At 63.7% G+C, this 19,577-nt stretch carries 24 protein-coding genes and 2 pseudogenes; 25 read left to right on the top strand and 1 reads right to left on the bottom strand.

Annotated features, from left to right (window positions below; genetic code table 11):
• Positions 1–9 precede the first annotated feature (9 nt).
• The 10 genes and pseudogenes from WOC76_RS05340 to WOC76_RS05295 all read left to right on the top strand — a co-directional run.
• Positions 10–1,167 (top strand): annotated as a pseudogene (locus WOC76_RS05340) (phage portal protein); the annotation flags it as partial.
• Between the two features lie 390 nt (positions 1,168–1,557).
• Positions 1,558–1,794: a hypothetical protein gene (locus WOC76_RS05335; protein ID WP_341108446.1), complete on the top strand. Its 237-nt coding sequence runs from the start codon at positions 1,558–1,560 to the stop codon at positions 1,792–1,794.
• 171 nt (positions 1,795–1,965) lie between these two features.
• Positions 1,966–2,403 (top strand): hypothetical protein, encoded by a 438-nt coding sequence (locus tag WOC76_RS05330; RefSeq protein WP_341108448.1) that lies wholly within the window; start codon positions 1,966–1,968, stop codon positions 2,401–2,403.
• 4 nt (positions 2,404–2,407) lie between these two features.
• A complete protein-coding gene (locus WOC76_RS05325; protein ID WP_341108450.1) occupies positions 2,408–2,752 on the top strand; it encodes a hypothetical protein in 345 nt (114 codons plus the stop codon).
• A gap of 473 nt (positions 2,753–3,225) precedes the next feature.
• Complete coding sequence (locus WOC76_RS05320) at positions 3,226–4,374, top strand: phage portal protein (RefSeq protein ID WP_341387564.1); 1,149 nt, start codon at positions 3,226–3,228, stop codon at positions 4,372–4,374.
• Positions 4,375–4,389: 15 nt separating this feature from the next.
• On the top strand, positions 4,390–4,749 hold the full coding sequence (locus WOC76_RS05315) for a hypothetical protein (protein WP_341108454.1): 360 nt from the start codon (positions 4,390–4,392) through the stop codon (positions 4,747–4,749).
• Between the two features lie 138 nt (positions 4,750–4,887).
• Positions 4,888–5,181: pseudogene (locus WOC76_RS05310) on the top strand (phage portal protein); the annotation flags it as partial.
• 151 nt (positions 5,182–5,332) lie between these two features.
• A complete protein-coding gene (locus tag WOC76_RS05305; RefSeq protein ID WP_341108455.1) occupies positions 5,333–5,863 on the top strand; it encodes an RNase A-like domain-containing protein in 531 nt (176 codons plus the stop codon).
• A 97-nt stretch (positions 5,864–5,960) separates the two neighbouring features.
• Positions 5,961–6,233 carry a hypothetical protein gene (locus WOC76_RS05300; protein WP_341387563.1) on the top strand — a complete coding sequence of 91 codons (273 nt, stop codon included), beginning with the start codon at positions 5,961–5,963 and terminating at the stop codon, positions 6,231–6,233.
• Positions 6,234–6,263: 30 nt separating this feature from the next.
• Positions 6,264–6,665: a phage portal protein gene (locus WOC76_RS05295; protein WP_341431313.1), complete on the top strand. Its 402-nt coding sequence runs from the start codon at positions 6,264–6,266 to the stop codon at positions 6,663–6,665.
• Here the strand turns inward: WOC76_RS05295 and WOC76_RS05290 are convergent.
• Positions 6,662–6,841 carry a hypothetical protein gene (locus WOC76_RS05290; protein WP_341108869.1) on the bottom strand — a complete coding sequence of 60 codons (180 nt, stop codon included), beginning with the start codon at positions 6,839–6,841 and terminating at the stop codon, positions 6,662–6,664. The genes WOC76_RS05295 and WOC76_RS05290 overlap by 4 nt on opposite strands.
• Between WOC76_RS05290 and WOC76_RS05285 the strand changes: the two genes are divergently transcribed.
• From WOC76_RS05285 to WOC76_RS05215, 15 genes are all read left to right on the top strand, one after another.
• Positions 6,794–6,982 carry a hypothetical protein gene (locus tag WOC76_RS05285; RefSeq protein WP_341108849.1) on the top strand — a complete coding sequence of 63 codons (189 nt, stop codon included), beginning with the start codon at positions 6,794–6,796 and terminating at the stop codon, positions 6,980–6,982. The genes WOC76_RS05290 and WOC76_RS05285 overlap by 48 nt on opposite strands.
• 163 nt (positions 6,983–7,145) lie before the next feature.
• On the top strand, positions 7,146–7,724 hold the full coding sequence (locus WOC76_RS05280) for an HK97 family phage prohead protease (RefSeq protein WP_341108461.1): 579 nt from the start codon (positions 7,146–7,148) through the stop codon (positions 7,722–7,724).
• Between the two features lie 137 nt (positions 7,725–7,861).
• Positions 7,862–9,088, top strand: a complete 1,227-nt coding sequence (locus WOC76_RS05275; protein ID WP_341108463.1) for a phage major capsid protein — start codon at positions 7,862–7,864, stop codon at positions 9,086–9,088.
• A gap of 60 nt (positions 9,089–9,148) precedes the next feature.
• Positions 9,149–9,712 carry a head-tail connector protein gene (locus WOC76_RS05270; protein ID WP_341108465.1) on the top strand — a complete coding sequence of 188 codons (564 nt, stop codon included), beginning with the start codon at positions 9,149–9,151 and terminating at the stop codon, positions 9,710–9,712.
• On the top strand, positions 9,709–10,035 hold the full coding sequence (locus WOC76_RS05265) for a phage head closure protein (RefSeq protein WP_341108467.1): 327 nt from the start codon (positions 9,709–9,711) through the stop codon (positions 10,033–10,035). Before WOC76_RS05270 ends, WOC76_RS05265 begins: the two co-directional genes overlap by 4 nt.
• Positions 10,036–10,045: 10 nt before the next feature.
• Positions 10,046–10,456, top strand: a complete 411-nt coding sequence (locus WOC76_RS05260; RefSeq protein WP_341108468.1) for a DUF3168 domain-containing protein — start codon at positions 10,046–10,048, stop codon at positions 10,454–10,456.
• Positions 10,457–10,472: 16 nt separating this feature from the next.
• The gene (locus WOC76_RS05255) at positions 10,473–10,883 is read left to right on the top strand and encodes a phage major tail protein, TP901-1 family (protein WP_341108470.1); all 411 of its coding nucleotides are present in this window, start codon (positions 10,473–10,475) and stop codon (positions 10,881–10,883) included.
• Between the two features lie 13 nt (positions 10,884–10,896).
• Positions 10,897–11,250, top strand: a complete 354-nt coding sequence (locus WOC76_RS05250) for a gene transfer agent family protein (RefSeq protein ID WP_341108472.1) — start codon at positions 10,897–10,899, stop codon at positions 11,248–11,250.
• Between the two features lie 26 nt (positions 11,251–11,276).
• A complete protein-coding gene (locus WOC76_RS05245) occupies positions 11,277–11,486 on the top strand; it encodes a rcc01693 family protein (protein ID WP_341108474.1) in 210 nt (69 codons plus the stop codon).
• Between the two features lies 1 nt (position 11,487).
• Positions 11,488–12,069, top strand: a complete 582-nt coding sequence (locus WOC76_RS05240; protein ID WP_341108476.1) for a phage tail tape measure protein — start codon at positions 11,488–11,490, stop codon at positions 12,067–12,069.
• A gap of 12 nt (positions 12,070–12,081) precedes the next feature.
• Positions 12,082–12,720, top strand: coding sequence for a DUF2460 domain-containing protein (locus WOC76_RS05235; protein ID WP_341108478.1), 639 nt, complete (start codon positions 12,082–12,084; stop codon positions 12,718–12,720).
• 13 nt (positions 12,721–12,733) lie between these two features.
• Positions 12,734–13,621, top strand: a complete 888-nt coding sequence (locus WOC76_RS05230) for a DUF2163 domain-containing protein (protein ID WP_341108480.1) — start codon at positions 12,734–12,736, stop codon at positions 13,619–13,621.
• Complete coding sequence (locus WOC76_RS05225; protein ID WP_341108481.1) at positions 13,618–14,055, top strand: NlpC/P60 family protein; 438 nt, start codon at positions 13,618–13,620, stop codon at positions 14,053–14,055. Before WOC76_RS05230 ends, WOC76_RS05225 begins: the two co-directional genes overlap by 4 nt.
• 28 nt (positions 14,056–14,083) lie before the next feature.
• Positions 14,084–17,968 (top strand): baseplate multidomain protein megatron, encoded by a 3,885-nt coding sequence (locus WOC76_RS05220; protein WP_341108483.1) that lies wholly within the window; start codon positions 14,084–14,086, stop codon positions 17,966–17,968.
• Between the two features lie 11 nt (positions 17,969–17,979).
• Positions 17,980–19,572 (top strand): DUF2793 domain-containing protein, encoded by a 1,593-nt coding sequence (locus WOC76_RS05215; RefSeq protein ID WP_341108484.1) that lies wholly within the window; start codon positions 17,980–17,982, stop codon positions 19,570–19,572.
• The last annotated feature ends 5 nt before the right edge of the window (positions 19,573–19,577 follow it).

The following is a 19,577-nucleotide window of genomic DNA, read 5'->3' as shown; positions in this document are numbered from 1 at the left end:
GCCCATCTCATGACCTCTCTTCTGACGCGCCTCTTCGGCGCGGCGGCGCCTGCGCGCGACGTCAAATCCTCGCGCGCCGCGAAACTCCTCGCCATGCATTCGATCGGCGCCCCGCACTGGACCGCGCGCAACAGCGCGGCTATGACGCGCGAAGGCTATGAACGCAACGCCGTCTGCCATCGCTGCGTGCGCATGGTGGCGGAAGCCGCGGCCTCCGTTCCCTGGCTCATGTATGAGGGCCGAGAGGAGCTCGTCGATCATCCGCTGCTGGCGTTGATCGAACGGCCAAACCCCGCCGACACCAGCGTCTCCTTCATCGAGGCGATCTGCGCCAATCTGCTGCTCTATGGCAACGCCTATATCGAGTCGATCATGCTCGACGGGCAGTTGCGCGAGCTTTACGCGCTGCGTCCCGATCGCATGAGCGTCGAGCCCGGTCGAAACGGCTGGCCCGCCGCCTTTGTCTATCGGGCGCAGGGCGCCGACGCGCGCTACGAGATGCAGGGCGAGGGCGTCGAGCCCATCCTGCATATCAAGCTGTTCAACCCGCTCGACGACTATTACGGCTTCGCGCCGCTCGCCGCCGCGCAGGTCGCTCTCGATACGCACAACGCCGCGAGCTTCTGGAACAAGGCGCTGCTCGACAATTCCGCGCGGCCCTCCGGCGCGCTGGTCTACGCCGGACCCGACAACGCCCATCTGACGGACGAACAGTTCACCCGGCTCAAGCAGGAACTCGAAGAAAATTTCTCCGGCGCCGACAACGCCGGACGCCCGCTGCTGCTCGAAGGGGGCCTCGACTGGAAAGCCTTGTCGCTCTCGCCCAAGGACATGGATTTCGCCGAATCCAAAGCCAGCGCCGCGCGCGAGATCGCCCTCGCCTTCGGCGTGCCGCCGCTGCTCCTGGGACTGCCCGGCGACAACACCTTTGCAAATTACAGCGAGGCCAATCGCGCCTTCTGGCGCCAGACGGTGCTGCCGCTCGTCTCACGTGTGCAGAAGAGTTTTCAGGGCTGGCTGCAACCGGGGTTCGCGCCGTTCCGCTTCGATTACAACGCCGACCGGCTGGAGGCGCTCGCCGCCGAACGCGCCAGCGAATGGGAGCGCGTCGGCGGGGCTGCTTTCCTTACGCTCGACGAGCAGCGCGAGGCCCTGGGCTACGGGCCGGCGCCAAAGGACGCATTTTTCGCAAAAAGGGGCAACGGCTTCGAGGCCCGCTACGCGCCGAGCCAGCCGCGCGCGCCGGCGGGCTCGCCCGAGGGTGGGCAGTGGACGAGTGGCGGGGGTGGAGGCGGGAGTAACAGCGATAAAGAGAGCCCTAGCAGCAGTGATCTGTTACGGCTTGCGGGCGGATTCAAGCCAGAGCAGCTTGATATGACGGTGCAGGATTTTGTTTCGAATTACTGCGTCGGTTCGATAAACAGCGAGCTGCCCGGACAGCTTTTGAGCTCCATGGTCCGAGAAGTCCTTGAACAGGCCAAAAGCGGTGACGCGGTCGCCAAGAAATGCAAAAAGCTTTTAAACGAAGATCGATTCAGGAAGTAACTGGAGGCCGTCATGAAGGGCTTGGAAGGCATGCTTGAATTCCTCTCGTTTTTGAGGGACAAACGAATCAAATACAGAATACAACAGCAGGTAGATGACGGGTTGGAGGTCTCATTCGATTTGGTCGGTTGCAGAGTCGAAGTAACGTTTTTTGTCGACCACTTCGAATTCAGCTATTTCGTCGGCAAAGAAGATGTGGAAACGGACGAAAAGTTGTTGTACGATTTGATCAGCACTCACTGGGACTAGTCGCGGAAGCCTCAAAACGTCCTTCTCCGCCTCCACAGACCCAGATTTTGAATCTAAGCCAGCCCCGCGCGCGAGATCGCTTTCACCTTCAGCTCGCTGCTGCTGGGGCTACCGGGCGACAACGCCTTCGCAAATTACAGCGAGGCCAATCGCGCCTTCTGGCACCAGACGGTGCTGCCGCTCGTCACTCGCGTGCAGAAGAGCTTTCAGGGCTGGCTGCAACCGGGCTTCGAACCCTTCCGCTTCGATTCAACGCCGACCGGCTCGAGGCCCTCGCCGCCGAACGCGCCAGCGAATGGGAGCGCGTCGGACGGGCGGCTTTCCTTTCCCTCGCTTGCCGCGGCAAATAAGCTTGTAAATTCCGTTTTGGCTGAAAACGCCTCTATGGTCGCAGAAGTTGTGGAGGGAAGGGTGCGCAAGGCGAGGCTCAACAAATGGTTCACGTCGCCAACTGGCTCCGAAGCGTTCACCGATCGCCCATGGGATCCAGGTGCGTCCATAGGATTTCGCGAGACCTTTGGAGCCGCCGTCGTGGTTTTTAGGAACCCTAACGTCACAAAAGGGTACTCGATCATCACAGCATTCCCTTTCTTTGACATTGAGGAATAAAGCCATGAGAAAAACGCCTCCGGAACAGTTCGAGGGATTTTGCGTTGGTCTTGAGGTCGCGCTCTGCCGGGATATTCCACGGAAATCCCACAGCGATTTCGAGGTATTTCTCGACGGCGCCATCAATTACGGCCTTGAAGGTTATGATCGAAATGATTTAGTGATCTTGAAAGTTTTCTTGAAGGATGTGCTGCAGAGTCCTAACGCCGCCGGCGAGCTACAAAAACTTTGGAAAGACATGCGTCCCCGATATGAGTTCTTTTCCAGGCCTGGCGCGCCTGATAAACAACCGCCTATGGTTCAAGTCTTCACTCGGGTGTTGCAGACGATTGAAAAGAAGCTCACCTGATAGTGGCTGAAGCCGCGGCATTGGGCGCCGACAATGCGGGGTCCGCTGCTGCTGGAACGACCGGGCGCGCCTTCAAGGCCTCGATAGCTCGGACCTGACCGTGCTGAGAGATTTTCTGATTTCCATACTTCAGGGGCCGGATGCTGCGGAAAAATTGCAAGAGCTATGGCGGAATACTAATCCTCGTATTCAATTCTCACCTTATTCCAAATCTCCGTCAAAGGAGCCCAGCATCTTATTCGTTTTCAGGGCGGTCTTGCGGGTAATTGAAAAGAAAAGCGCATGATGCCAGCGCAAGCGATGGGCAGAGACCAGCTCTGGACGATGAATCGAAATTGAAGCAAGACCGCTCCTCAAGCTCGGGAGAGATGGTTCAGCGATTGTATCGTGAGCGAGCGCAGCCCCCAGCCGGGGACGCCTTAGGCACCCACAACGCCGCGTGCTTCTTAAACAGGGCGCTCCTCGACAATTAAATGCGGCCTTCAGCCGCGCGCCTCAAGCAGGAACTCGAAGAAAACTTCTCCGGCGCCGACAACGCCGGACGCCCCCTTCTGCTCGAAGGCGGGCTCGACTGGAAGGCCTTGTCGCTCTCGCCGAAGGACATGGATTTCGCCGAATCCAAAGCCAGCGCCGCGCGCGAGATCGCGCTCGCCTTCGGCGTGCCGCCGCTGCTCCTGGGACTGCCCGGCGACAACACGTTCTCAAATTACAGCGAGGCCAATCGCGCCTTCTGGCGCCAGACAGTTCTCCCCCTCGTGACCCGCGTGCAGAAGAGTTTTCAGGGCTGGCTGCAACCGGGGTTCGCGCCGTTCCGCTTCGATTACAACGCCGACCGGCTGGAGGCGCTCGCCGCCGAACGCGCCAGCGAATGGGAGCGCGTCGGCGGGGCGGCTTTCCTCACGCTCGACGAGCAGCGCGAGGCCCTGGGCTACGGGCCGGCGCCGAAGGATGCGTTTTTCACGAAATGGGGCAACGGCTTCGAGGCTCGCTACTCGCCGAGCCAGCCGCGCGTCCCGGCGGGGTCGGCCGAGGGTGGGCAGTGGACGAGTGGCGGGGGTGGCGGAGGTGGGGGCGGCGTTACCGGAAGCGTCTCGTTGCTCGATCCGGGCGCAGATCAAACGGCGCTGAATGTCGATCCGAATGTCATAAGTGACGCTCTCGGGAATCTAACTCATGAGGTTGCAGATTTTCTTGTCAACTTGCTTGACGAGGAAGGAGGAGTACATAACGGACACGCGATACGGGACCACGTCGGCAGGACCGATGAACAGCTCCGCGATCGAATCAGGGACTCCTATAAGGAAAAATGGTGGGGCGTTGCCGAAATGGATACGAGAGCGGGCTCTTTCGCGTCGTTAGAGAGTGCGAACAAGCTAATAAACGCGGTCATTTCAGCGAATCGGGAAACCGTCGAGGACATTGCGAGGGGGTGGATTTGGGGGCCCAAGCGAATAAATCGTCGTTTCGCGTCTCCTACTGGACGGGAAGCCTACACTTTGGCTCCCAGACGACGCGCAGCCCCAATTTTTTACCGAACGACATACGGCGCAGCAGTTGTCATCGTGCAAGACAAAAACTCGAAAAAGGGCTATTCGATAACAACGGCGTTCCCCTATTATTGAACTCGGAAAATCTTCATGCAAACGAAAATGCCGCCGGAGCTTGAAGGCTTATGTACTGGCCTGGATGTGTGGCTGACATATCAAGCCAAACACACCGCTACTCCGGACACGCCCGAAGGTCAGCTTGAATGGGCGGTCAAGGCAGCCCTGTCGTCTTATGACAAGACCAGCCTCCAGGCTGTAGAGCAATACCTCGGTGCGATTTTGGCCAGCCCCGAAGCAGGGAGGACCCTCGAAGAACTCTGGATGAGCCTTGAACCAACGCGTGTATTTTTTTCGACCCGACGCAATACAAGTGGAGAACACCCCTATTTCATTATCTTCAACCGCGTTTTCGCCATAATTCAAGACATGGTTCGTGCGGCGGCGCAATGAAGTGACTGCCGCGAATGCCCGCGAAAACTTTGACCGTAAGGAGGGGAGTCCGGATCCCTTCCATTGTAGGAAGGCGCCGACGCGCGCTACGAGATGCAGGGCGAAGGCGTCGAGCCCATCCTGCATATCAAGCTGTTCGCGCTCGCCTTTGGCGTGCCGCCGCTGCTGCTGGGGCTACCGGGCGACAACACGTTCTCAAATTACAGCGAGGCCAATCGCGCCTTCTGGGGCCAGACGGTGCTGCCGCTCATCACCCGCGTGCAGAAGAGTTTTCAGGGCTGGCTGCAACCGGGCTTCGAAGCCTTCCGCTTCGATTACAACGCCGACCGGCTGGAGGCGCTCGCCGCCGAACGCGCCAGCGAATGGGAGCGCGTCGGGCGGGCGGCTTTCCTCACGCTCGACGAGCAGCGCGAGGCCCTGGGCTACGGGCCGGCGCCAAAGGACGCATTTTTCGCGAAGAGGGGCAACGGCTTCGAGGCCCGCTACGCGCCGCCAGCCGCGCGCGCCGGCGGGCTCGCCCGAGGGTGGGCAGTGGACGAATGGCGGGGGTGGAGGCGGGGGCGGCGTTACTGGAAGCGTCTCGTTGCTCGATCCGGGGGCGGGTCAAACGGCGCTGAATGTCGATCCGAATATTGCGAGCGACGTCGGGATCGGAAGCTTTATCCAACGTATCGGCGACTTCATTGTTGACCTGCTGGATGAAGAGGATGGCGCACGTAAGGGCCATGCAATCAAAGACCATGTTAATCGGACTGATGATTGGCTGCGAGCCAGAATCCGTGATTCCTATGAAGACCGTCTGGGAATATTTTTCGAAACCGATACTCGCGCAGGAACTTTTCCTTCAGTCGAAGCCGCGAACAAGCTAATTAACTCTATCCTCTCTCGCAATCTTGACGTTTTGACCGAAGTCGCGGCGCCGCGGCTGCGGCGCGTGGCGCTGAAGGCATTTTTTGGCTCGCCTACAGGTAGAGAAGCCTACACTGTTGACTCTTGGAAACGGAACGCTCCGATATTCTTCAGAACGACCTATGGCGCCGCAGTGGTCATCATACATGACAAGCGGCGAGCAAAGGGTTATTCGGTTCTGACGGCTTTCCCGATCTTTGATTGATGGAGTCCCAACCATGGCTCGATGCTCAAGCGACTTCGAAGGGTTCTGCATAGGTCTTGATATTGCGCTGACAAACGACCGGTCAAAGCCAAAGTCAATGGAAGGAGACGAACGACGGCTCAAAGACGCCATACGCGAAGCTCTTTCAGTCTTCGATTTGGAGCATCTAAAAGGACTACGCGTCTATATCTCGAAAATTATAAACAGCGAAAATCCAGCTGCCGAATTGGAAACGCTTTGGCTAAGCCTTAAACCCAACAAGGCGTTCTTCGACCGCCCCGAGCCGAACGAACAAAACACGGCCTATCTCTTCATTTTCAGAAAAGCCGTAGAAATCCTCGATCAGGAGATTGCCGCGCGAGGACCGTGAGGGCGACAGATACGATATATCAGGTCCGTCATGCTCGACGGGCAGTTGCGCGAGCTTTACGCGCTGCGTCCCGGTCGCATGAGCGTCGAGCCCGGTCGAAACGGATGGCCGGCCGCCTTCGTCTACCGGGCACAGGGCGCCGACGCGCGCTACGAGATGCAGGGCGAGGTCGTCGAGCCCATCTTGCATATCAAGCTGTTCAACCCGCTCGACGACTATTACGGCTTCGCGCCGCTCCCCGCCGCGCAAGTCGCACTCGACACGCACAATGCCGCGAGCTTCTGGAACAAGGCGCTGCTCGATAATTCCGCGCGGCCATACGGCGCGCTCGTCTACGCAGGACCCGACAACGCCCATCAGGCGGTTCTCCCCCCGTCACCCGCGTGCAGAAGAGCTTTCAGGGCTGGCTGCAACCGGGATTCGACCCTTTAGGCTTCGATCATAACGCCGACCGGCTCGGCGCCCTTGCCGCCGGACGCGCGGACGGGAGCGCGTGCGCCGCAGACCCCACTGCCCCCTCCAAACCTCTCTTCCCCTTCATCAGGAAGGAGCAACTTTCGCTGTCCGACATTCTCAACGCCATTCTCGAGCGCGGCGATCTTGCGCATCTCGCGCTCTTTCTTTGGGCCAGCGTCGCGACGGCGCAAGCCCATCTGGCCATGCGCGAGGTGAGCGAGGCGACGCGTCGCCTCGACGCCTTCGTACGAGAGCTTGCCCGATTCAACAGACGTTGCAGGAGCGACCCATGACGCACTTGAAATTACGGCTGCCCTTCTCGCTGCGCACGCGGCGTCGAGCGCAGCGACCGCATGACGATCCTGGCGATGTGTTTCGAACCTTCGTGAATCTTCTCTCGCAAATGCAGGCGCATGCACGAAGCCCCTCGCCTGCAGGCGCCGAACCGGAGCGCGGATGACGGAATCGCACGAAACGAAACGCGCAAGCCTGGCGCTCGCGCAGGCGACGACCGCCGGCCGCATCGAGGGCTACGCCTCGCTCTTCGGCGTCGCCGACTCGGGCGGCGACATCGTCATGCCGGGCGCCTTCTCACGGTCGCTCACCAAGCGCGGCGCCGAAGGGGTTAAGTTGCTCTGGCAGCACAACGCCACGGAGCCGATTGGCGTGTGGTCAACGATCATCGAAGATTCGAAAGGCCTGAAAGTCACAGGCCGCCTCGATCTCTCGGTGTCGCGGGCGCGCGAGGCGCTCTCGCTCATTCGCAGCGGCGCAGTCGACGGGCTGTCCATCGGCTTTCGCGCGGTGCGCGTAGCGACCGACAAGTCGAGCGGGCTGCGTCGCTTGGCCGAGATCGATCTTTTGGAGATCTCTGTTGTGACCTTCCCCATGCAGACGCTGGCTCGGATCAATTCGATCAAACGCGCGCCCGAGCGGACAGGCGCAGCGCAGCGCGCCGCCCTGGTCCGGCTCAAGGCTCAGGAGGCCGCGCTGCGATTCGAACATCGGCTGCGGCGCCTCGATCTTCGGCGCTGAACTCTGCTTTGCTCCGCGTCGCGCCGTCGGACGCAGAGCAAAAACGAAAGACGGATTCCTCCCTCGCGCAAGAACGTTGAGTCGTTGGCGGGCGCCGACGGCTTATGCGTTCGCGCGCCCTCAATTCGAGGCAATGAATGACATCTATCGAAATCAAATCCGCGAGCGACGATATTGTCGGCGATCTCAACCGCGCCTTCTCGGCCTTCAAGGAAGTCAATGATGAGCGTCTGGTTCAGATTGAAACGCGCATGAGCGCGGACGTCGTCACCGAAGAAAAGCTCACTCGCATCGATCAGGCGCTCGACGAGACCAAATCGCGGCTCGATCGCCTCGCGCTCGATTTGTCGCGTCCGCGCCTTGGCGGCCCCATCGCTGACGATCATGGCGCGCGCGAGCACAAATCCGCCTTCAACCATTACATGCGCTCGGGCGAAGCTGGCGGCCTGAAGGCGCTGGAAGCCAAGGCCATGTCACGGACCTCGGGGGCGGATGGCGGCTATCTCGTGCCCGTACCTGCCGAGCGGGAGATTATACGTCGTCTCGCGAGGTTCTCGCCAATCCGCGCGATCGCCAGCGCGCGTGAGATTTCGACGCAATCGCTGCGTCGCGCCTTTTCCACGTCCGGGCCTGCGGCGGGTTGGGTGGCCGAAGCCGATCCGCGCCCGCAGACGGCCAATCAGCAACTCGCTGACATGAACTTCCCGGCAATGGAGCTTTACGCAATGCCGGCCGCGACCCAGGCGCTGCTCGACGACGCCGTTGTCGACATCGAACAGTGGATCGCCGACGAAGTGCAGGTCGCCTTCGCCGAACAGGAAGGGACCGCCTTCGTTTCTGGCGACGGCGTCAACAAGCCGAGAGGGTTTCTTTCCTACACGAATGTCGCCGACTCCAGCTGGAGCTGGGGCAACATCGGCTATGTGGCGACCGGCGTGGCGGGCGCCTTTCCCGCAACTTATCCGTCGGACGCCCTCTTCAATCTGGCCTATGCGTTGCGCGCCGGCTATCGGCAGAACGCCAGATTCCTGATGGGACGGCGCGCGCAATCTCTGGTCCGTCAATTCAAGACGACGACCGGCGAATACATATGGGCCCCGCCCGCGACCGCCGATGCAACCGCGAGCCTGATGAATTTCCCGGTCGTCGAGGTAGAAGACATGCCTGACCCCGCCGCCAACGCCATGGCCATCGCCTTTGGCGATTTCGAGCGGGGCTATCTCATCGTGGACCGCATCGGCATTCGCGTGCTGCGCGACCCCTACTCCGCCAAGCCCTATGTGCTTTTTTACACCACGAAGCGCGTCGGCGGCGGCGTGCAGAACTTCGAGGCGATCAAGCTTCTGAAGTTCGGCGTTTCCTGACCTTTCACGACGCCCGCGGCGGACGCCGCGGGCTTCCCCCTGCACTGAACAGGAGACGGCATGAGACCCGTGCTGATCGGCGCGCCCGCGACCGAACCCGTATCGCTGACAGAAATGAAGGCCTGGCTGCGCGAGGATGGAAGCGAAGAGGATCAACTCATTCAGGCGCTCGTCGTGTCGGCGCGCATGACGCTCGAAGCCTATACCCGCCGCTTTTTCGTGACCCAGAGCTGGCGGGTCATGTTGGATACATGGCCCCGCGGATCGTTGCTGCGCCTTCCCTTCTCGCCGTTCCAGGCGGTCTCAGCCATACGCGTTTATGATCCTGGCGGATTCGCCCAGACGCTGTCGCCCGACTCCTACCTCGCTCCACCGGCCAGCGACGGCGGATGTCTCGTATTCACATCGGCGCCTCCCCCACCCTGTCGAATCGCTGACGGCATAGAGATCGACTTTTCTGTCGGCTATGGCGCAAGCCCAAACGAAACGCCCGAGCCTCTACGGCGGGCGATCATGGTTCTCGCGACGCATTGGCGGGAAAATCGCGGTGACGACGGCGATGACGCCTTGCCGAAAAGCGTGCTTCAGCTCGCATCCCCCTTCCGGCGAACGAGGCTCGCATGAGCCCTCCGACCGTCGCAGCCATGCGCCATCGCGTGACCATAGAAGCGCCGATCGACGTCCCGGACGACCTCGGAGGATTTATGCGGACCTTTGCGCCGCGGGCGAGGGTCTGGGCGCAGATCGACGCGCTCGGCGCGAGCGAACAGTTTGTGGAACAGCGGCCGGAACAGCTTCGGCGCTACGCCGTGACGGTCCGATGGCGCGCAGACCTGAAAAGCGACATGCGATTTGATTTTCGCGGCCGCAAGCTCGTGATCAGAAGCCTGGAAGACAAAGGCGAAAGGCGCAGATTTCTGCAATGCCTGTGCGAGGAATTTTCTTGAGAGCGACGCCATGACTGCCTCCCCCATCATCGCCCTGCGCAGAGCGGCGCGCGCCCGATTGCTCGAAGACGTCGCACTCGTCGACGCTCTCGGCGGCCCACGCATCTACGAGGAAGCGCCACGCGGCGCGGAGACGCCGTACGCGCTTTTCACCGACGCGGAGATGCGAGACTGGTCGTCAGCTTCATCGCGCGGCGCCGAGCAGTTTTTCGCGCTCGCCGTTGTTTCGACCGATCGCGGACTTGGGCCCGCGCTCTGCGTCGCCCAGCAGATCGTCGATCATCTCGATGGCGCGCCCTTGGCGCTCGAGGATCATGCGCTCGTCGATCTTGGCTTTGTCTCCATGAGCACGAAGCGCGACGCAAGTGGGCGCTTTGCGCGCGTCGTCATGCTGTTTCGCGCGACAACGGAATATCTCTAACGAACTGGAAAACCACATGGCCGCACAGAAAGGCAAGGATCTGCTTCTCAAGATCGGCGACGGCCTCGGCGCATTCGTGACGGTCGCAGGCCTGCGCACCCGTCGCATTGCACTGAACGCGGATACGATCGACGTGACGGACGCCGAGTCCGCCGGAAGGTGGCGAGAGTTGCTCGGCGGCGCGGGCGTACGGCGCGCGAGCGTTTCGGGAACCGGCATTTTCAAGGATCAGGCCTCCGATGCGCTCTTACGGGAAGCATTCTTCGACGGGCTGCTGCGCGACTGGCAGATCATCATTCCCGGTCTCGGCATGCTTGCGGGGCCGTTTCAGATTTCAAATCTCGATTATCGCGGAGAACATTCAGCCGAAGTCACCTTCGATATTTCGCTCGACTCAGCGGGCGCGCTGACGTTCACCGCAATTTGAAAGGAATTGCCTCATGGCCAATCGGAAACGCGGAGAAACAGAGGCGCTGCTCGACGGCGCGCCTTACACGCTCTGCCTGACGCTCGGCGCGCTCGCGGAGCTCGAGAGCGGCATGGGGACGAGCGATCTCATCGCGCTCGCCGAACGCTTCGAGGCGAATCGGCTGTCGGCGCGCGACATTCTGCGCATCATTGGCTGCGGGCTGCGCGGAGCAGGCCATGCGCTCAGCGACGAAGAGGTTTCACGGATGAAAGCATCGGGGGGATTTGCAGGCTATGTGCAAATTGCGGCCGACCTCCTGGCCGCGACATTCGGCGACGAGCCGGAGCCGCACGCTGCAAACCCTCGATCGCCGCAGGACGCCTGATCGCGAAAGGAAGCGAGTCGGCGCGCGTGTCCTCCCCGCGCGCGCCCTTTCCCTTTTCGCGCGCGATGGCCTTTGGCCTCGGCGTCCTGCGGCTTGGACCGCAGGAATTCTGGTCCATGACGCCGCGGGAAGTGTTCCACGCGGCGGAAGGCGTTTACGGGCGCGGAACGGCTGCGATGACTCGCGCCGCGCTCGACGCCCTGATGAAAGACTTTCCCGACCAAGGAGGAAGATAAGATGAACAACAGCGCAAACCTTCCCGACCTCGGCCAATCCTCGCTGGCGTTCGCGACGCAGGATCTGACCTCGGCGAAGAATCTCCTCGATCAGATCGGCGCCTCCGGGGAGAAAGCCAGCAAGATTCTCGCAAATGGTTTCGGCGCGGCCGCGGCAAGCGGCAAGGGCCTCAATGAAACGCTTTTGACGATCGGACAGTCTCTCGCCAAGCTTGCCCTGCAGGAGGGCGCGAAGTCGCTTTCGAGCGGCCTTGCAAATTCGTTGAAGGGCCTCTTCGGCAACGCATTCAGTGGCAGTCCGCAGATCACGCCTTTCGCGGAAGGGGGCGTCGTCGCGAGCCCCGCCTATTTCGCCAATGGCGGCTCGACCGGTTTGATGGGGGAACGGGGCGCGGAGGCGATCATGCCGCTCGCACGCGGACCGGACGGCAGGCTGGGAGTAGTATCGCAGGGGGGACAGGGGCGGCCCGTCTCGGTGACGGTCAACATCGCCGCGCAGGACGTCGACAGCTTCCATCGCTCCGAGGCGCAAATCACGGGTGCGCTGGCGCGAGCGGTGGCGCGCGGCCAGCGGCAGCTTTGACAAGGCGCGCCAATGAGCGACTTCCACGAAATTCGCTTTCCGCTCGACGTGTCTCTGCATGGGCGCGGCGGACCGGAACGGCGCACCGAGATCGTGACGCTCGGCTCGAACCGGGAATCACGCAATGCGCGCTGGGCGCATTCACGCCGGCGGTACGAAGCTGGTTATGGCGTGAAGACGCTTGCGCAGCTTTCGCAGGTGATCGGCTTTTTCGAAGAGCGGCGCGGGCGCCTCTATGGCTTCCGCTGGCGCGATCGCGCCGATTTCGCCTCCTGCGCGCCGGGCGCCGCGACGGCGCCGACGGACCAGGCTCTCGGGCGCGGCGACGGCGCGCAACGAACGTTCCAGCTGACGAAGACCTATGGCGGGGCCTTCGCGCCCTATGCGCGGAGCATTGCCAAACCGGTCGCAGGCAGCGTGCGCGTCGCCGTCGATGGCGTTGAGAAAAATGCGTCGCAGTTCTCCGCGGACGCAACGACCGGCGCCGTCACTTTTGCGGCCGGCGCGGCGCCGCCATCGGGCGCTCTTGTCACGGCGGGCTTTCTATTCGACGTGCCGGCGCGGTTCGATACGGATTTTCTCGAAATCGATCTCGAAGCCTTCGAGGCCGGCGCCATTCCCAAAATCCCGATCATTGAAATCGCCCCCTGAAGAGGCTCTCTACATGCTCGACCTCAACGCCTCCCTTCAGCAGAAGCTCGATGCGCGCGCGACGACATTTTGCCATTGCTGGCGCCTGTCGCGGCGTGACGGAGCCATCATGGGGTTCACCGATCACGACCGCGACCTTTCGTTCGACGGCGTTATCTTTCGCGCGAGCGCCGGCTTTTCGGCTTCTGAAACCGAAAGCGGGCTGGGCCTTTCGGTCTCCGCCTCGGAAACCGCCGGCGCACTCTCCGATGACAGCCTGTCGGAACGCGACCTCCTCAATGGACTCTACGACAACGCCTCGATCGAGACCTGGCTCGTCGATTGGATGGATGCGAACGACCGCACCTTGCTCGATGTGGCCACGATCGGCGAAGTGCGCCGCGGCGAGCACACGTTCAGCGCGGAACTACGCTCGAACGCGCATTTCTTCGACCAGACGCAAGGCCGCACCTTTCAGAGAGGGTGCGACGCCGATTTTGGGGACCGGCGCTGCAAGATCGATCTGGGCGCCTTCATGACGACAGGGGTCGTGACGCAATTCGCCGGCGGCGTGCTGACGCTCGATCTCTCCGGGGCCTTCGTTTCGGGCTTCTTCGCCGGCGGCAGGCTGAATTTTACGAGCGGCGCCAATCGAGGGGCCGGCGCGACGATCAAATCGCATCGACAGGAAAGCGGTCTGCGGGCCGTCATCGCACTGTGGACGCCGCCCGGCGCCGCCATCGCGAACGGCGACGCCGTATCGCTGACGGCGGGATGCGACAAATCAGCAACGGCCTGCCGGGACAAGTTCGGCAACATCGTCAACTTCCGCGGCTTTCTGCATATGCCCGGCAATGACCGGGTGATCGCCTATCCCAATTCTCGATCGCAGGCGATGGATGGCGGGAGCTTCTACCGATGAGCGTCACACGCACGGCAATCGTCGCCGCCGCGCGCCGATGGATCGGCACACCTTATCTGCACCAAGCGTCGCTCATGCATGTCGGCTGCGACTGCCTCGGCCTCGTCCGTGGGGTCTGGCGCGCGGTCATCGGCGACGAGCCAGAAGAGGCGCCGCCCTATACGCCGGATTGGGCCGAGGCGCTCGGCTGCGAGACCTTGCTCGACGCCGCCGGCCGGCATTTCGAGCCGGCTGCGCCTGGCGGGTTTTGCGCCGGCGACATTCTCGTCTTTCGCTTTCGCGACGATCTGCCGGCGAAGCACCTCGGGATCGCGACCTCCTCCACGCATATGGTTCACGCCCATAGCGGCGCCTGCGTGGCGGAAGTCGCCATCGGCGCCCATTGGCGCAAGCGCATTACGGCCGTCTTCGCCTTTCCGGGCGTCGCCGACTGACGCCTCCCCCCAAGTTCGAGAGAGACATATGGCGACGCTGGTTCTCCAGACCATCGGCTCCGCCGTCGGCGGCGCAATCGGCGGCCCGGCTGGCGCCGCGGCAGGCCGTCTCGCGGGCGCCCTCGGCGGCTCCCTTCTGGAACAGGGGCCGCAGACCCATGCGGCGCCGCGCTACAGCGTCGGGCCGCGCCTGAAGGCCATGGACGGCGTCGCCTCGACAGAAGGGGCCGGCATTCCGCGCGTCTACGGCCGGGCGCGGATCGGCGGTCAGATGATCTGGGCCACGCGCTTTCTCGAGCAGGCCAATGTCTCCATCCAGGCCGGCGCGCCGAGCAGCGGCGGCAAAGGGACCGGAGGCGGGGGCGGAGGCGCATACAGTGCGCCGCAGGTGAGCGTCACTTACGCCTATTTTGCGAGTTTCGCGGTGGGTCTCTGCGAAGGCCCAATCGCCTTTGTGCGCCGCATCTGGGCAGATGGCGCCGAACTCGATCTGACGGCGACGCCGGTCCGCATCCATCGGGGAGCGGAAGACCAGGAGCCCGATCCGCTGATCTCCGCGAAGGAGGGCGCGGAAAATGCTCCAGCCTATCGGGGGCTCGCTTACGTGGTCTTCGATAATCTTCCCCTCGCCTCGTTCGGCAACCGGATCCCGCAATTCACTTTCGAGGTCGTAAAGCCCGTCTCCGGTCTCGGCGAGATGATCCGCGCCATCGACCTCATCCCCGGCGCGACGGAGGGAGGCTATCTCCCCACGCTGAAGCTCAATTTCTGGTCGCCCGGTGCGACGAACGCCGAAAACCGGCACCAGTTGACGGCCCAAAGCGACTGGCAGGCGTCGATCGACGCCCTTCAGGCGCTCTGCCCCAATCTCGAAAGCGTGGCGCTCGTCGTCGCCTGGTTCGGCGATGATCTGCGGGCGCAATACTGCGACATCGCACCGCGTGTCGACGCGCGCTTCAAGACGATCGGCCAGTTCAACTATCTGCTTGGCGCGTCCTGGCCGCCCGATTGGAGCGTAGCCGCTCGTACGCGGGCGGCGGCGCGGCTGGTGTCACAGATTGACGGGCGCTCCGCTTTCGGCGGCACCCCCAGCGACGCCTCCGTGCTCGCCGCCGTCGCGGATCTCAAAGCGCGCGGTCTCTCCGTTACCTTCTATCCGTTTCTGATGATGGATATTCCGGCGGGGAACGGCTTGCCGGACCCTTATGGCGAGGCCTGCGATCAACCGGCCTTCCCCTGGCGGGGCCGCATCACCTGCGACCCCGCGCCTGGCCGCGCCGGCTCGCCGGATGGAACCAGCGTCGCGGCGACGCAGATCAATTCTCTGGCGGGGCGTTACCGCAGCTTCATCCTCCACTACGCCAATCTTCTGAGGTCGGCGGGCCTCGACGCCTTTCTCATCGGCTCCGAACTGATCGGCCTCACGCGCGTGCGCACGGGGGCGGGAGCCTATCCGTTCGTCACGGCTCTGGCGGCCCTGGCCGTGGAAACGAAAGCCATTCTCGGCTCGGGAACGAAAGTGGGCTACGCCGCGGACTGGACGGAATATGGCGCGCATGTTCCTCGGGAAGGAGAACTGCGGTTTCCGCTCGATCCTTTGTGGGCGTCGCCCGCCGTCGACTTCATCGGCGTCGACGTTTACTGGCCGCTCTCCGACTGGCGCGACGGAGAGGCGCATCTCGACGCGGCCGAGGCGACGAGCGTTCACGATCTCGACTATCTCATGTCGGGCGTCTGCTCAGGCGAAGGGTATGATTGGCACTACGCCGACGCCCGTGCGCGGCAGACCCAGATGCGCACGCCGATTACGGACGGACTCGGAAAGCCATGGGTCTATCGGCCAAAGGACCTCGTCTCGTTCTGGTCGAACCCGCATTACGAGCGGGTCGCCGGCGCCGAACTCCCGCAGCCGACGGCATGGGTCCCGCAATCCAAACCTATCTGGATCGTCGAGACCGGCTGCCCCGCCGTGGATCGCGGCTCGAATGCGCCGAATGTCTTTCCCGATCCGCGTTCGAGCGAAAGCGGCCTGCCGTATTTTTCGCGCGACGGCAGGGACGACCTGATGCAAGCGCGCTTCATCGAGGCGATGCTCGCCTATTTCGATCCGTCGCGACCGGGCGGCGCCGCGGCGAATCCCCGGTCGGCGGTCTATGGCGGCCCGATGGTCGATCCGTCGCGCATTCATGTCTGGTGCTGGGACGCACGGCCTTTTCCCGCCTTTCCGATGCAAAGCGCCGCCTGGAGCGACGGCCCCAACTGGGAAACGGGCCATTGGCTGAATGGAAGGCTCGAAGGCGTCCCGCTCGATCGTCTTCTCATGGCGCTGGCGCAAGGCGTAGAGGCGCCCGGCCTCACCGTCGCGCGCCCGAAAGTCGGCGGCTTTCTGGACGGCTATGTGCTGGACAGGCCGATGTCGCCGCGCGAGGCCATCGACCCGCTCGCCGCGCTTTACGGATTCGACGCCGTTATCGGCGCCGGCCGGTTCGATTTCGTCGATCGCCGCCGCAAGCCCGTGCGCGACATTGGCGCCGACGATCTCGTCGCCGGCAAGAGCATGTCGCTCGTCACGCTCACGCGGGCGCAGGAAAGCGAACTGCCGGGCGAAATCGCGCTCACCTACTCCGACTCCGAGAGCGATTACCAGATGGCGCGGATTCTTTCGCGCCGTCTGGAGGGCCGCTCCGAGCGCCGGAGCGACGCACAGGCGGCGGTGATCACGCATCGGGCGGAGGCGCAGAAGCTTGCAGATATCTGGCTGCAGGATCTCTGGATCGGACGTGAAACAGCGGAATTCACGCTGCGGCCCGGCCTGATCGGCCTGCAACCGGGCGATGTTCTGCGCCTGGATGCGGGGCTGTTCCAGATCCAACGCATCGCCGACGGCGCCGCCCGGCGCGTCAGCGCCCGCGCGATCGACGCCTCCGTCTATGACGCGCCGGCGCCCAGGACCAAGCGCACTCCCACGCCGGCGCCGGATATCTTCGGCCCGCCGCGCGTCGTCGTGCTCGATCTGGCGATGGCGCGCGGCGGGGAGGCGCTTTCTCATGTCGCGGCTTTCGCCGATCCCTGGCCCGGAGCCCTCGCCATTGTGAAAACCGTGGGAGGATCCGCCGAGACGATCGGGATGATCGAGAAGCGGGCGACAATCGGCGATACGCTGGACAGTCTGCCGCCGGGACCCGTCGGCCGCTTCGACCGCGGATCGAGCGTGACCGTTCGCTTCGGCGCGGGCCAGCTCGCCTCTGTCGATGATTTGACGGCGCTTGCGGGCAAGACCGCAATGGCCATTCAGGGCGCAGACGGCGAATGGGAAATTTTCGCTTTCGCACGGGCGGAGCTCGTCGGCGACAGAACCTATCGCCTCTCGCGGCTCCTCCGTGGCCTCGGCGGCGCAAACCATCTCGCGCGAAGAGCCGCGCCCGCCGGCTCCACGGTCGTGCTGCTCGACGACGCGCTCGCGCCCCTAGCGCGCAAGGCGGACGAAATGGGCGCGCCGATCGTCTATGCCATCGGACCCGCCCATAGGAACTTCGCCGATCCGCTCTATGTGCGCGCGACGGCCACGGCGAGCCGCAAGACGCTCATGCCTTATGCGCCAACCCGCGTCCGCGCAAGGCGGACGGAGGCAGGCGTCCTGATCGGTTTCCTGCGCCGCGGTCGCATCGAGTCCGACAGTTGGGAGACCCTCGACATTCCACTCGGAGAGATGAGCGAGGCCTATGAGGCAGAGATCGTCTTGCCCGCGGGCAAGCGCGTTCTCCTGACGCAGACAACGTCAATTCTCTATCCGGCGGCGCAGGAGCTCGCAGACTTCGGCGCGCCGCAGAGCGCCCTCACACTCTCGCTCTATCAGATGAGCGCCAGTGTGGGGCGCGGTTTTCCGTTCACTGGAACTGTGACCATCCAATAGGCGACCCATCCATGACTGAAACGACCCATCTGGCGCTGCCGCTCATCGAGCCGGCGCAGGCGCAGAAACACGTCACCCACAATGAAGCGATGGCGATGCTCGACGCCAGCGTGCATCTCACGGTCAACGCGCGCAATGTCGTGACGCCGCCGAATGCGCCCGGCGAAGGCGACCGCCTCCTGATCGGCGCGGAATCGACAGGCGCCTTCGCCGGCAAGGAAAAGCAGGTCGCCGCCTTTCTTGCGGGCGACTGGACATTCCTGCGGCCAGCCGCTGGCTGGCGCCTCTATGTCGCGGCGGAATCTCTGCTGCTGCTTTTCAACGGCGTCGATTGGATAGACCTCGGCTGGGGCCTGCGCGAATTGCAGAACCTGTCGCGGCTGGGCGTGGGAACGACCGCCGACGCCGGCAATCCGCTCTCGGCGAAGCTGAACGCTGCGCTGTTCGCCGCAAGAACCGGGGGAGAGGGCGGCAGCGGCGATCTGCGGCTTTCCCTGAACAAGGAAGCGCCCGCCAGAACGGTTTCACAAGTCTACCAGTCCAACTATTCGGGACGCGCGGAGACGGGCCTGGCGGGAGACGACAATTTCCGCATCAAGGTCTCCGCCGACGGCGCATCCTGGCGGGAGAGCCTCGTCATAGACAGCGCGACCGGCGCTCTTTCCTTTCCCAGCGGAGGTCCGACCCGGATTTCCACCTTCAGGACGAGCGGCCTCTACTCGCCCTCGCCGGGCCTTCGCTTCGCCGATGTCATTCTCTTCGGCGGCGGCGGCGGCGGCGGGTCGGGAGGCCGGCAGGCGCAAAACGCGGCTGCGTCCGGCGGCGGTGGCGGAGGCGGAGGCGCATGGATCAAGGGCTCCTTTCCCGCGGCCGCGATTGGAAGCGGACAGATGGTTGTGATCGGCGCGGGCGGCGCGGGCGGCGGCGCCCAGACGGCAAATTCGAGTCCGGGGCTCAGTGGCGCGGCGGGCGGCGATAGCGCTTTCGGCTCGTTGATGAAGGCCTGGGGCGGCGGCGGCGGGGCTGGCGGCGGCCTGGCGGCGGCGTCAGCCGGCGGCGGCGGATCCGGTCTCACAAAAGGGGCCAACGCATCAGGCGTCGCAGGCGGCGCCGGCTCGGCGGGACAGGGCGCCGGCGGCTCTGGCGCAAGCGGCGGGGTTTCCCAATCTCCCGGCTTTGGCGGCGGCGGAGGAGGCGCGCCCGCGGACGGCTCGGCTGGCGCGAGCGGCGGCGCGGCCTATTTCGGCGCGTCTGGCGGGGGCGCAGGCGGCGGCCTGACAGCTGCAAACGTCGCAGCAAACGGCGGCGCGGGCGGCGCATTCTATCCAAGCGGCGTCGATCTGCGCGCAGGCTGCGGCGCTGCGAGCGGCGCGATCGGGGGCGGCGCAGGCCCCGGCAATTTCGCCGCAGCGACAGGCGCGCTCGCTCAGCCGGGTGGCGGCGGCGGCGGCGGCGCATCGGGCGCGACGGCGAGCGGGGCGGGAGGCGGCGGCGGATTTCCGTCCGGCGGCGGCGGCGGCGGCGGCGCGGCCCGCAATGGCGGATCGGGCGGCGCCGGCGGATCCGGCGCGGCGGGCTTCGCGATCATCATCGAGTATTTCTAGAGGAG

It is taken from the genome of Methylocystis sp. IM3 (assembly GCF_038070105.1).
Lineage (GTDB): Bacteria > Pseudomonadota > Alphaproteobacteria > Rhizobiales > Beijerinckiaceae > Methylocystis.
The sequence above is the reverse complement of the archived record's forward strand: the minus strand, read 5'-3'. Positions and strand labels throughout refer to the sequence as shown.